The sequence below is a fragment of the Paenibacillus sp. FSL R5-0701 genome (assembly GCF_037973995.1).
In the GTDB taxonomy this organism is placed as follows: Bacteria; Bacillota; Bacilli; order Paenibacillales; family Paenibacillaceae; genus Paenibacillus.
On record NZ_CP150230.1, the window covers coordinates 2,457,129 to 2,468,824 of the forward strand.

Below are 11,696 nucleotides of genomic sequence, written 5' to 3' on the forward strand. Positions count from 1 at the left end.
TAAGCGATGAAATTTCGATATCATTTCCAGAAAGTTGTTGACCTGAAGAGTAATGAAAAAACACAGGCAGAGTGGATGTTATCCACAGCGATCGGTAAACTTCAGACGGAGGAAGAACATCTGATACAACTTCTGAACGATAGAAATAATCTGGTCGGGATTATTCAATCTGCTACGGAAAATACAGCGTCTATAAACAGTCTGCAGGAGATGCAGCGATATGTACATCATCTTGACGAGTGCATTTCACGTAAAAACAATGATGTTAAACATGCTCAGGTCAATGTGCAGCGGAATCAGACGTTTCTGAACGGTAAGATGGTTGATGAAAAAGTATGGCTTGGAGCGAGAGACAAGGCCAAGATCAAATTTCAGCAGGATATGCTCCTCCGGGAACAGAACGATCTGGACGAGATGGCTACTGTACGCTTCGCTGCCAAAGCCGGACGCGCGAATTGATGTGAGCCGGACGCGAAGTTGTCTCGTGAAGGAGGAATGAACGATGGCTGTTAAAGACGATAGCGACATGGAAAAAGAATCGGGAGGCGGCTGGGAAAAATTTCTCATGATTTCCATCCCGATTGTATTCACCGTAGTATTGCTGGGCGTATTGCTTACGCTTTTTAATGTAGATATTCGTAATAATTTGTTTGAATTCGCCAACAAGATCCCGGTAGTTAAGGAATGGGTACCTGATCCTGTGCTGGACCCTGAGAAAGATAAGCTGGAGAAAAGTGAGCAGCAGGTTGAAAGTGCTGAAGCCACAATCGAAAAGCTGAAGTCCCAAGTTACGGCAAAAGAAACAGAACTTAAGGCAGCACAGGAAGCGACAACAACTGAAGCGAAGAAAGCAACGGACCTTCAGAAGAAGTTGGATGATGCGGAAAAAGTGGCTGAAACAGCTACGGCAGCAACGCCGGAAACGGAATCCGATTATCAAAAGCAAATCAAAGATTTGGCTAAAATGTATGCGGACATGAGTCCAAGCAAAGCTGCACCGATTTTGCAAAATATGACGAATGAGGAAATGGTATTGTTGTTGAATGCCATGCAGTCATCTGCTCGGACCAAGGTGCTTGAAAAGATGGACCCGAAAACAGCAGCCGATGTCACCATGATGATGAAGGATGCCAAACCGTCCGGGGATCTGGCACTGGATGCGCTGCAATCCAGATTGAAGAAAGAAACCGCAGCAACTTCAACTGCATCCACAACCACAAGCAAAAACCTGGATAAAAACCAGCTTAGTCAAACATTTGCTTCGATGTCTGCTTCAAGTGGTGCCAAGCTATTATTGGAAACATACAAGCTAAGTCCTGACAAAACATTGACCATCCTGAATTCAGTAGATGATGCAACACGCTCTCAATTGCTTGAGAACATGTCTTCAGAGGACTCGGTTGAAACTGCAAAAATTTTGAACAAATTAATGGGCAACAAGTAGAACTGATTACTGTATAACCGAGAGGAGGTGAAAATAAATGTCGATTGTATATCAAATGGCATCCACAGCATCTGCAAAAGCAACAGGAGCAGGTCAGACAACCGGAGCACAATCTAAAGGTTCAGCTGCAGGTGCTAGCGGTGAATTTCTCCAAACTCTTGCACAATCGTTATCTGGAGGAAACACAGAAGGTGATAGTTCAAGCGCTACTGGAAGCTTAACTGCCAATCCGTTGGTGTTTTCCTTTGCTACAAGTGAAGAAGGAGAAGCGGCATCAATCACGGCTATACTGAATTCGTTGTTCACGGACTTGGATTCACTTGACGAAGCTTTGGAAAATGACCCATCCCTACTTGCAGGTTTGCAAACTCTGATTCAACAGCTGTATACACAATTAAGTAATCCTTCAGGTACTAACACAGAAGGTTCTGACGAGTCTTCGAACGGAGCGGAAAGCGTAAATACAGTACCCGCAATTGAACTGTCGCAGCATCCGGCAGCAGTACGTTTTGTTCTGCAAGATATGCTTACACAATTAGTAGCTGGAATGAATGATCCTGAGAGTAACGTTGCGAAGAACGCTCCTGAATTCAAACATTTGTTACAATCTCTGCAGAGTCAGCTTCAAGAGGCTGGAGTGGATACCGCGAGTAACAAAGGATGGACTGAACTGAAATCCATACTGGATACATTGACTGCAGTTAAGGATCAGTCTGCACAAGTCGCTCCAAATACTTCGCTTCAATCATCCAAACAGGATTCTGTTGTACCACAAGTTCTTGTTGCGGCAGTGGCGAATTCTGGAACCCAGGTGAAAGATGAGGCTGTTACCACATCTGCTTCAAATGCAGGTGGAGAAGTGGAACACTCAACCATCATTACTGCAGGAGAGCTGTCCTTGCGTTCATCAGGTACAACAGCAGGAAAACCGGCTGAACCTGTAATGCAAACATCACAGTTTGCCAAGGAAATGACACAGTTTGTTGTTAACAAGCTGGATATTGTCCAGCAAAAAGGATTTTCCGAGGCGACCATCTCACTTCGGCCTGAGCATCTAGGGAAGTTGGATGTTCAAATTACCTTGCAGAACGGGCAGTTGGTTGCACGGTTTATGACTGAGCACACGATGGCTAAAGACATGCTTGAACAACAAATGACGCAGCTACGTTCTTCACTTCAAGCCCAGGGAATTCAAGTGGAACGACTTGAGGTTACTCAGAACAGTTCAATCGGATCACAGATGTATCAGGACGGAGGCCGTCAGCCGGGAAGTAACTCTCAGCAACAACGCCGTTCGCGTGAGCGTGAGGAACAATCGGATGATGCTATAGCTACAGCAGGAATTCAAGAAGAATTGCGTAACTGGCGTAGCGAGCAAGTCGAAGGAAATGAATTACAGAGAGATACATTTAGTGCTAAGGCTTAAACAGAAATGAGGTGAGCAAATGGCTAATGAAATTGTTTCAACGAATAATACCTGGCCGAACTATTCGGCAGCCAATAAAGCAACTACAAGTGCTGCAACAAAAGAATTGGGTAAAGATCAGTTTCTAAAAATCCTGATTACCCAGCTGCAAAATCAAGACCCGATGCAGCCGATGGAGGATAAGGAATTTATCGCTCAAATGGCACAGTTCAGCTCAGTGGAACAACTGGTCAATATTTCTACCCAGCTCAAAACATTGAACCAGTCACTTGGTGCTGTATCCGGCATGATTGGCATGGAGGTAAGTTGGCTTTCTTCTAATAAAGATGATAACGGAACTCTTCGCCAGGGTATTGTAGATTCCATCATTGTAAGAGATAGCGTTCAATACGCAAAAGTGGGCAAAGACGAGATTAAGCTGGATGAGATCATTCAGGTGAATTATCCAAAACAGGCAGAAGAGAGTCAAACTCCGGTACAGAACGTTCAGGACGTAACCCCTGAAACGAACGAGAGCCAGCCAGTTGAATCATCCACTGAAACGGGTGACACGGAAGATAGCGGGAAAACGATATGAGTGATCGCATAACGGTTGGACAATTATACGCAGGCCCGATTACACCGAATATGCTTCAAAGACCCAAAACGGGAGAAGCTTCGGTCATACCCGAAAAACCTTTTGCAAAGGTGCTGGAAGATAATCTTCTGAAATTGAGCAATCATGCTGCCAAACGATTGGAACAGCGTGGTATTGAACTCAAGACCGAGCAAATGGAACAGATTGGTTCTGCTTTGGACAAAGCTGCTGCTAAAGGAGCCAAAGAGTCATTGATTTTAATGCAGGATATGGCTTTTATCGTCAATGTCAAAAATCGTACTGTGGTTACAGCTATGGATAGTGAGAGCATGAAGGATAATGTGTTCACTCAGATTGATAGTGCCGTAATCATTTCTTAACCGGCTGGCCCTTCTCGGGAGCCGGAATGCCGCTGACCGACTGATGCGGTAACCAAATGAAGACTGGGAGGATTTTTTAAAATGATAAAATCAATGTACTCAGGCGTTTCCGGGATGCGGGGTTTCCAAACAAAACTCGACGTAATTGGTAACAATATTGCGAACGTAAACACGGTTGGCTTCAAAGGCAGTCGGGTTATGTTCAAAGATATTATGAGCCAAACAACGGCAGGGGTAACTGCCCCTGGCGATGCAAGTGGTGGTGTCAATGCGAAACAAATCGGTCTTGGTGTAACGGTAGGTTCAATTGATACGCTGCATCTGGCAGGTAGCCCAATGACAACGAATAATCCAACAGATCTTCGGATTAATGGAGATGGATTCTTCTTGGTACGTTTGAGTGAAGATCAGGAAATACCTTACCTGACTCGTGCAGGGGATTTCCATGTGGATGCTGCACGTAACCTTTTGACTTCGGATGGATTGTTTGTTCTGGATAATGGTGGTGGAAATATTACGATACCGGATGATGTGGTTTCCTTCACGATAGGTCAGGATGGAACAATTAACCAAACCATGGCAGACGGAACCATCGAAGCAGGTCCACAGCTTGGAATAGGTAAAGTTGTCAATCCAGAAGGCCTTGAGAAAATTGGGGGCAACTTGTACCGTATGACAGCAAACGCGAATCCGGATGGGGCGCTGGAACCATTAACAGCGAACAGTGCTGAGGACGGAACAGGAGCAATCATTGCTGGACAGCTCGAGATGTCTAACGTGGATCTGACAGGAGAGTTTACTGAGATGATTGTAGCTCAACGTGGATTCCAGGCAAACTCCCGGATCATTACAACGTCGGATGAAATACTTCAGGAAGTTGTTAACCTGAAACGTTAATAGCTGATTAATGAATTTTTAAAACGTGGGGGAGCTTGCTCCTCCCACTCTGATCAAGGGGGCTTAGCATGATTTCGGTTACGCGGTTAAATGGTTCTCCCATGTGGTTAAATGCGCTGATGGTTGAAATTGTGGAAGAGACGCCGGATACGTATATTACTCTGGTAACTGGAAAGAGACTGATTGTGCTTGAAAAAGCCGATGACGTTATTTCCAAGATTAAAGATTACAACCGTGAAATCGGGGTTCAGGCAGCCACTATTAAAGTGCAGCAAACGGAGGAATCCTGATGAAAAAAATGATGCCCTGGCTTGCAACAATGTTGCTGGCGATAACACTCATTGTGGTGGTTGTGTTTGTATTTATGCAAGGACAGAACGGAAATAAGGACGACACACATACGGCGGCAGCTACTGAAGAAAAAAAAATGACTGCGGATGAAATTGTAGAAGTATCGTCAGAGCTTGCACAGATTAAAACGAATCTGGCCGATCCGGATCGTATTATTATGGTTAGTTTTTCTTTCAAGTTATCTGACAAAACAGCCAAAGAAGATTTTGAAAAAATCAAAAGCATTACGGTGAAGCCCATTATTATTCAGGCACTTGCAGACACCAAGGCTGAGGAACTGAATTCGGCCAAGGGTATGAAACAATTCAATGAGAAACTGACAGGTCTAATTAATGAGGCATTGCCTGAGCCGAAATTGAAAAGCACTAGTTTTTCAGACATTGTGATAGCAACGATGTAAATGAACAGAACATGCTGTAGACCTGTAAGGGGGTGAGAACATGGTGGATGTATTATCACAAAATGAGATTGACGCCCTATTAGCAGCCCTTTCTTCTGGTGAAATGGACGCAGAAGAATTGAAGAAGGAAGAAACTCAGAAGAAAATTAGATCGTACGATTTTAAGCGGGCAGTGCGTTTTTCCAAAGACCATATCAGAAGCTTGACTCGTATTCACGAAAACTTTGCACGCTTTCTCACCACTTATTTTTCAGCCCAACTGCGGACGTTCGTTCAAATCAATGTCGTTCAGGTCGAACAGTTGCCTTATGATGAGTTTATCCGTTCTATTCCTAAGATGACGATATTGAACATTTTTGAAGCGGAGCCACTACAGGGACGAATGGTGATGGAAGTCCATCCAAACGTGGGATATGCGATGTTGGATCGCCTTCTTGGTGGAACCGGGAGTGCTCCAACAAAGATTGCATCGATGACGGAGATTGAAACGACCATCATGGAACGAATATTCAGCCGTGCATTTGAAAGTTTGCAAGAAGCATGGAAGACCGTGTTGGATATTACCCCGAGGATGGAAGCGCTCGAGACCAATCCGCAATTTATGCAGATTGTATCTCCCAATGAGACCATTGCTCTGATCTCGCTCAGTACCAAAATTGGTGACACGACAGGCATGATCAATCTATGTATACCGCATGTCGTTCTTGAACCTATTATGTCACGGTTGTCAACTCATCAGTGGTTTGTTTCGGAGAAGAAAACGAGAGCTCCGGAGGAGTATGATGCTCTAAAAGAGCGTGTGAACAAAGCCAAGTTACCCATCGTTGCGGAATTGGGAGAATCGAGAATTTCAATTGCAGAATTTCTGGGTCTGTCCGTTGGTGATGTCATTACGTTGAACAAACCAGTTGATGAGGGACTTTCCATTAAAGTGGGTGACAAACTGAAATACATGGGCAGTCCGGGGACAATCAAGGACCGTGTGGCTGTGCAAATAGACGAGATTGTCACCGAAGGAGTTGAAGAATTTGACGAGTAAGGATTATTTATCCCAGGAAGAAATCGATGCTTTGCTCAGGCAATCGGAATCGATAAACAGCTCGGAACCCGCCGAAAAGACGGTTGATGATTTTTTGACCGAGCTGGAGCAGGATGCCTTGGGGGAGATTGGTAACATTACATTTGGTAGCGCGGCAACAGCCTTGTCCACGCTATTAGGCCTCAAAGTAGATATTACAACACCTAAAGTTTCTATCATTAGTCGAACGCAGTTTGAAGAAGCTTTTCCTAAGCCGCATGTTGCCGTTCATGTGAATTACGTGGATGGATTCGAAGGCATTAACTCACTTGTTATCAAGAAGAGAGATGCTCAAGTCATCGCTGATTTGATGCTGGGTGGTGAAGGAAATCCGGTCGATGAAGAACTGAATGAAATCCATATTAGTGCGGTACAGGAAGCGATGAACCAGATGATGGGTTCCTCTGCAACCTCAATGTCCACGATTTTTAATCGTTTTGTGAATATTTCCCCTCCGGGTATCGATATTCTCAATCTGGAGAGTGGAGAGGGTGTAAGTAATCTTCCAGCAGATGAGACGCTCATCCAGGTTTCATTTCGCTTATTAATCGGGGATCTGATCGATTCCAATCTGATGCAGTTGCTACCAGTGCATTTTGCCAAAAACATGGTAGACATGCTGATTGGAGGCGCTCAGGAGTCAACTGCCAGCGCACCAGTGGCATCAACACCTGAACCTGCGCCAGCAGCTGTACCAGCAACGCCGCCACCGGTTGCAGAGCAGCCGCCCGTTCAACACCAACAGGCTCCACAGGCTCCACAACAGCCTGCTCAGGACTATAACGGATATGGACAGGCCCCGATGGGTATGCCTCAAGGAATGCCGCCACAGCAGCCGTATGGCATGCCCCCGCAGCAACCTTATGGTGCACCTCAACATTACGGTGGAATGCCAAATAGGAATGTTAACGTACAACCAGTTCAATTCGCCAATTTGCAAAACGGGGCGTATGGTCAGGTAGACGAAAACAATTTGAATTTATTGATGGACATTCCCCTTAAGGTCACCGTAGAATTAGGAAGGACCCAGAAGCAAATTAAAGATATTTTGGAACTGTCACAGGGTTCGATTGTCGAACTGGATAAGTTAGCCGGGGAACCTGTCGATATTTTGGTGAATAACAAACTGATCGCCAAGGGAGAAGTTGTCGTTATTGACGAAAACTTTGGTGTTCGTGTTATAGATATCGTTAGCCAATGGGACCGAATTCAGAAATTACAATAAGCACAATTTAGGGAGGACTTGAATCAAGATGGCAAACCGAATTTTAGTCGTAGACGACGCTGCATTTATGAGAATGATGATCCGGGACATTTTGTCCAAAAATGGATATGAGGTTGTTGGTGAGGCACAGGATGGCTCACAAGCAATTGAGAAATTTAAAGAGCTTCGTCCGGATCTGATCACAATGGATATTACGATGCCTGAGATGGATGGCATTGCAGCTTTGAAAGAAATCAAGAAGATTGATGCTAACGCTAAAGTAATTATGTGCTCCGCGATGGGGCAACAAGCGATGGTAATCGACGCTATTCAAGCAGGTGCCAAAGACTTTATCGTTAAACCTTTCCAATCTGACCGGGTTATCGAAGCGATCAGCAAGACACTGGGCGTTTAAGAGACATGATGATGGCTCAGGGTGATATTCCAGGAGGAGCTGGCGTGGGAACCAATTATTATTTACAGCTTGTATGGGTGATTGTTGTCCTGGCCGTCATCCTGGCCCTTATTGTTTATCTGATCCGTTTTTTAAACAAACGGAATCAGCAAATGTTCCGGCACGGCACAATTCGTACCCTGGGCGGGGTTGGACTGGGGCAAAACAAGTCGCTGCAAATTATTGAAATTGGTGGAAGTGTATATCTGCTTGGTGTAGGTGAAGACATTCAGTTGGTAGATAAGGTTTCAGATCTGGAAGAGGCGCAAAGAATCATTGATTCCTTCGAACGAGATGCTGCTGCACAACAAGGGAATCTCTCACCTCTCATTGCCAAGCTCACAAAACGTTTCCGTAGAGAAGAACCGCCGCGGGAAATGGAACTAGAGGACACAACTTCTTTTCACGAAATGTTTGAATCCAAACTTCGGCAGATGCCTAACCGTAAAGAGAAGATGGAAAAGCTCCTGGATAAAGACAATACTACAGATCGGTCGAGGGATTCATGAAGAAAAAGATTTGGTTAGCGTGTTGTTTATTAGGACTTATCAGTCTGGCATCTGTAACGGTTGCCTTTGCCGAACCCATTCCGAATATTGATATTCAGATTGGAAACGGTGATGGAGGGACACCAAGCACGAGTTCACTGTCCATCATTCTGTTAATTACGGTGCTTAGTATTGCTCCAGCAATGCTTGTACTGATGACCAGTTTTACTCGGATTGTGATTGTGCTCGGTTTTATACGTACATCTTTAGGTACACAACAAATGCCACCGAATCAGGTGCTAGTCGGTTTGGCGCTATTTCTGACACTTTTCATTATGTCGCCGACGTTGTCTTCCATAAATCAGGTAGCGCTTCAGCCCTATCTCCAGGGAGAGCTTACGCAAACCGAGGCACTTGAAAAAGCAGCTGATCCCATAAAGAAATTTATGTTTAGTCATACCAGAGAAAAAGATCTGTTACTGTTTATGAAGTACAATCAGACTGAACAACCAAAGACCTATCAGGATATCCCAATTACTGTTATGGTGCCGGCATATGTAATCAGTGAGTTGAAGACAGCATTCCAGATGGGGTTTATGATTTTTATTCCGTTTCTGGTTATAGACATTGTTGTCGCGAGTACACTCATGGCAATGGGGATGATGATGCTTCCGCCGGTCATGATCTCATTACCTTTCAAAATACTGCTCTTTGTCCTTGTAGACGGGTGGTATCTGGTTGTCAAGTCACTGTTACTGAGTTTTAATACTTGATCCGGAAAGTTAAAGGAGGACGGTCATGACTTCGGAATTTATTATCGGTCTGGCCGGGAAAGCGGTATACACGTCATTGCTGGCCAGCGCACCCATGCTTATACTAGCTCTGGTTGTAGGACTTGCAATCAGTATTTTTCAAGCGACAACTCAAATTCAGGAACAAACATTAGCTTTTGTGCCCAAGATTGTTGCCGTACTTCTGTCAGTACTTTTGTTTGGACCTTGGATCTTAAATATCTTGGTCGATTTTACGTTTAACATTCTCGATAATCTATACAGATACATAGGGTAGGCTTTAGCAGATGGAGACATTGTTGCAAAGTTTCCCTGTCGCTCTGCTTATGTTTTGTCGAATCACATCATTTTTTGTAACTGCGCCAGTTTTTTCGGCTCGAAATGTGCCGGCTTCAGTTAAAATAGGTATCTCTGCATTTGTCACATTATCTGTCTATCTGATTTACGGAATAGACCAGACCGTACCCACAGACCTGAGTTATGTCTTATTGATCATCAGAGAGATTTTAATTGGCTTGCTTTTAGGTTTTGTGGCTTTTCTGTTGATGACGGCTGTTCAGACTGCGGGGACCTTTATCGATCTACAGATCGGTTTTGGTATGGCCAATGTATACGATCCAATGACAGGTGCTTCAGCTCCACTTACGGGTAACTTGAAGTATGCATTTGCTATGCTTCTGTTTCTGACGATGAATGGTCACCATTATTTGCTGGATGCGATAGTCTACAGTTACCGGTGGGTACCATTATCTAATGTATTTTTCCTACGGTTGGCAGATGGAAGTATTGCTGAATTTTTGATTCAGACCTTAGGTCAATCATTTATGCTGGCTTTTCAGATGTCGGCTCCAATTGTAGTTGCGTTGTTTTTGACGGATGTTGGATTGGGTTTTTTGGCCAAAACTGCTCCTCAATTTAATGTATTTGCAGTTGGGTTGCCGCTTAAGTTACTCGTTGGTCTTGCTATTTTGCTTTTGCTGGTTCCCAGTTTCTCCTTTGTATTTAGTCAATTGTTCGAAGCGATATTCAGATCGATGGAAAAATTGCTTGGAACCATTGGACAAAGGCCCGGCTGAGTGAAACGGAGGAAAAGACACGGATGAAACTTCAACTCGACCTCCAGTTGTTTTCAGGGGAGAAGACGGAGAAAGCTACCCCGAAAAAGAGACAGGATACACGAAAAAAAGGACAGGTTGTAAAAAGCGCTGAACTATCTGGCGCCTCCATTCTCCTAATCGTGTTTTTGATCATGATGGTATTCAGCAATTTCTATAAAGAACGTATAGTTCGTCTGTTTACAGATATCTTCATCAATCGATTGAGTATGGATATCACCGGAGAGAATGTGATGGCGCTTATGATGCGCTATGGCATTGAAGTTTTGTTATTGATCGCTCCCGTTTTGCTGGGTGCGTTACTGGTTGCTTTGATCGTTAACTACATGCAAGTTGGTTTTCTTCTTGTAGGGGAAGGATTGAAGCCAAAACTTGAGAAACTGGACCCGATTAAAGGTTTCAAAAATATATTCTCTCTCCGCTCATTAGTGGAATTTGCTAAATCCATTTTGAAAATGTCGATTATCGGTTATCTCGTTTACAGTACAATTAAAGGCTACCAGTCAGATATTGCATCACTTTCTCATTTTTCATTGGATGCTATTTTACATTTCGCTGCGTCGATCACTTTAAGTCTTGGTATCAAGATTGCAGTGGCATTAATGATACTTGCGATATTTGATTACATGTATCAGAAGTATGACCATGAGAAGAAGATTCGCATGTCCAAGCAGGACATTAAGGATGAGTACAAGAAAATGGAAGGCGATCCGCTGATCAAAGGTAAAATTCGGGAACGTCAGCGTCGTATGGCTATGCAGCGTATGATGCAGGAAGTGCCGAATGCGGATGTAATCATCACGAACCCGACCCACTTCGCGGTTGCGCTAAAGTATGAAGGTTCCGAGATGGAGGCACCGCAGATTATTGCCAAAGGTCAGGATTATGTCGCCTTGCGTATTAAGGAAATTGCCAAAGAAAACGGTGTTATTACGATGGAAAACAAGCCGTTAGCACGAGCATTGTTCCAGAGAGCCGAGATTGGTGACGCTATACCGGCCGATTTGTTTCAAGCGGTAGCCGAAGTGCTGGCTTATGTATATAAACTAAAGGGCAGAACGAAATAAAAGGGGATCGGAGGCCGTACATTC

Annotated in this window: 16 protein-coding genes; all 16 read left to right on the forward strand. The window is 44.2% G+C overall.

Features of this window, described 5'->3' with window-relative positions:
* The first annotated feature begins 6 nt into the window (after positions 1–6).
* The 16 genes from fliJ (at position 7) to flhB (ending at position 11,672) form a co-directional block, all read left to right on the forward strand.
* The gene (gene fliJ, locus MKZ13_RS11405; RefSeq protein ID WP_339184049.1) at positions 7–459 is read left to right on the forward strand and encodes a flagellar export protein FliJ; all 453 of its coding nucleotides are present in this window, start codon (positions 7–9) and stop codon (positions 457–459) included.
* A gap of 43 nt (positions 460–502) precedes the next feature.
* Positions 503–1,444 carry a kinesin gene (locus MKZ13_RS11410; protein ID WP_339184051.1) on the forward strand — a complete coding sequence of 314 codons (942 nt, stop codon included), beginning with the start codon at positions 503–505 and terminating at the stop codon, positions 1,442–1,444.
* A 37-nt stretch (positions 1,445–1,481) separates the two neighbouring features.
* Positions 1,482–2,870 (forward strand): flagellar hook-length control protein FliK, encoded by a 1,389-nt coding sequence (locus tag MKZ13_RS11415; RefSeq protein ID WP_339184054.1) that lies wholly within the window; start codon positions 1,482–1,484, stop codon positions 2,868–2,870.
* A 19-nt stretch (positions 2,871–2,889) separates the two neighbouring features.
* On the forward strand, positions 2,890–3,447 hold the full coding sequence (locus tag MKZ13_RS11420) for a flagellar hook capping FlgD N-terminal domain-containing protein (RefSeq protein ID WP_221824179.1): 558 nt from the start codon (positions 2,890–2,892) through the stop codon (positions 3,445–3,447).
* Positions 3,444–3,827 carry a TIGR02530 family flagellar biosynthesis protein gene (locus tag MKZ13_RS11425; protein ID WP_221824178.1) on the forward strand — a complete coding sequence of 128 codons (384 nt, stop codon included), beginning with the start codon at positions 3,444–3,446 and terminating at the stop codon, positions 3,825–3,827. The genes MKZ13_RS11420 and MKZ13_RS11425 overlap by 4 nt, the downstream gene beginning before the upstream one ends.
* Before the next feature lie 81 nt (positions 3,828–3,908).
* Complete coding sequence (gene flgG / locus MKZ13_RS11430) at positions 3,909–4,724, forward strand: flagellar basal body rod protein FlgG (protein WP_047842482.1); 816 nt, start codon at positions 3,909–3,911, stop codon at positions 4,722–4,724.
* 68 nt (positions 4,725–4,792) lie between these two features.
* Positions 4,793–5,014: a flagellar FlbD family protein gene (locus MKZ13_RS11435; protein WP_076208897.1), complete on the forward strand. Its 222-nt coding sequence runs from the start codon at positions 4,793–4,795 to the stop codon at positions 5,012–5,014.
* The gene (locus MKZ13_RS11440) at positions 5,014–5,475 is read left to right on the forward strand and encodes a flagellar basal body-associated FliL family protein (RefSeq protein WP_339184059.1); all 462 of its coding nucleotides are present in this window, start codon (positions 5,014–5,016) and stop codon (positions 5,473–5,475) included. The genes MKZ13_RS11435 and MKZ13_RS11440 overlap by 1 nt, the downstream gene beginning before the upstream one ends.
* A 40-nt stretch (positions 5,476–5,515) precedes the next feature.
* Complete coding sequence (fliM, locus tag MKZ13_RS11445; protein WP_221824176.1) at positions 5,516–6,514, forward strand: flagellar motor switch protein FliM; 999 nt, start codon at positions 5,516–5,518, stop codon at positions 6,512–6,514.
* Positions 6,504–7,778 (forward strand): flagellar motor switch phosphatase FliY, encoded by a 1,275-nt coding sequence (gene fliY / locus MKZ13_RS11450; RefSeq protein ID WP_150367668.1) that lies wholly within the window; start codon positions 6,504–6,506, stop codon positions 7,776–7,778. The genes fliM and fliY overlap by 11 nt, the downstream gene beginning before the upstream one ends.
* 28 nt (positions 7,779–7,806) lie before the next feature.
* A complete protein-coding gene (locus MKZ13_RS11455) occupies positions 7,807–8,172 on the forward strand; it encodes a response regulator (protein WP_017689175.1) in 366 nt (121 codons plus the stop codon).
* 11 nt (positions 8,173–8,183) lie between these two features.
* Positions 8,184–8,720: a flagellar biosynthetic protein FliO gene (locus tag MKZ13_RS11460; RefSeq protein ID WP_143760270.1), complete on the forward strand. Its 537-nt coding sequence runs from the start codon at positions 8,184–8,186 to the stop codon at positions 8,718–8,720.
* On the forward strand, positions 8,717–9,472 hold the full coding sequence (gene fliP, locus MKZ13_RS11465; protein WP_017689173.1) for a flagellar type III secretion system pore protein FliP: 756 nt from the start codon (positions 8,717–8,719) through the stop codon (positions 9,470–9,472). Before MKZ13_RS11460 ends, fliP begins: the two co-directional genes overlap by 4 nt.
* Before the next feature lie 25 nt (positions 9,473–9,497).
* Positions 9,498–9,767 (forward strand): flagellar biosynthesis protein FliQ, encoded by a 270-nt coding sequence (gene fliQ / locus MKZ13_RS11470; protein ID WP_017689172.1) that lies wholly within the window; start codon positions 9,498–9,500, stop codon positions 9,765–9,767.
* Between the two features lie 10 nt (positions 9,768–9,777).
* Positions 9,778–10,566, forward strand: coding sequence for a flagellar biosynthetic protein FliR (gene fliR / locus MKZ13_RS11475; RefSeq protein WP_339184066.1), 789 nt, complete (start codon positions 9,778–9,780; stop codon positions 10,564–10,566).
* 23 nt (positions 10,567–10,589) lie between these two features.
* Positions 10,590–11,672, forward strand: a complete 1,083-nt coding sequence (gene flhB, locus MKZ13_RS11480) for a flagellar biosynthesis protein FlhB (protein ID WP_176872693.1) — start codon at positions 10,590–10,592, stop codon at positions 11,670–11,672.
* Positions 11,673–11,696 lie beyond the last annotated feature (24 nt).

Excerpts from the sequence above, each read along its gene's own strand:
- fliR (WP_339184066.1), top strand. The coding sequence starts at position 9,778 with ATGGAGACATTGTTGCAAAGTTTCCCTGTCGCTCTGCTTATGTTTTGT.
- MKZ13_RS11425 (WP_221824178.1), top strand. The coding sequence starts at position 3,444 with ATGAGTGATCGCATAACGGTTGGACAATTATACGCAGGCCCGATTACA.
- MKZ13_RS11460 (WP_143760270.1), top strand. The coding sequence starts at position 8,184 with ATGGCTCAGGGTGATATTCCAGGAGGAGCTGGCGTGGGAACCAATTAT.
- fliM (WP_221824176.1), top strand. The coding sequence starts at position 5,516 with ATGGTGGATGTATTATCACAAAATGAGATTGACGCCCTATTAGCAGCC.
- fliJ (WP_339184049.1), top strand. The coding sequence starts at position 7 with ATGAAATTTCGATATCATTTCCAGAAAGTTGTTGACCTGAAGAGTAAT.
- flgG (WP_047842482.1), top strand. The coding sequence starts at position 3,909 with ATGATAAAATCAATGTACTCAGGCGTTTCCGGGATGCGGGGTTTCCAA.
- fliP (WP_017689173.1), top strand. The coding sequence starts at position 8,717 with ATGAAGAAAAAGATTTGGTTAGCGTGTTGTTTATTAGGACTTATCAGT.
- MKZ13_RS11455 (WP_017689175.1), top strand. The coding sequence starts at position 7,807 with ATGGCAAACCGAATTTTAGTCGTAGACGACGCTGCATTTATGAGAATG.
- MKZ13_RS11435 (WP_076208897.1), top strand. The coding sequence starts at position 4,793 with ATGATTTCGGTTACGCGGTTAAATGGTTCTCCCATGTGGTTAAATGCG.
- fliQ (WP_017689172.1), top strand. The coding sequence starts at position 9,498 with ATGACTTCGGAATTTATTATCGGTCTGGCCGGGAAAGCGGTATACACG.
- flhB (WP_176872693.1), top strand. The coding sequence starts at position 10,590 with ATGAAACTTCAACTCGACCTCCAGTTGTTTTCAGGGGAGAAGACGGAG.
- MKZ13_RS11410 (WP_339184051.1), top strand. The coding sequence starts at position 503 with ATGGCTGTTAAAGACGATAGCGACATGGAAAAAGAATCGGGAGGCGGC.
- MKZ13_RS11415 (WP_339184054.1), top strand. The coding sequence starts at position 1,482 with ATGTCGATTGTATATCAAATGGCATCCACAGCATCTGCAAAAGCAACA.
- MKZ13_RS11440 (WP_339184059.1), top strand. The coding sequence starts at position 5,014 with ATGAAAAAAATGATGCCCTGGCTTGCAACAATGTTGCTGGCGATAACA.
- MKZ13_RS11420 (WP_221824179.1), top strand. The coding sequence starts at position 2,890 with ATGGCTAATGAAATTGTTTCAACGAATAATACCTGGCCGAACTATTCG.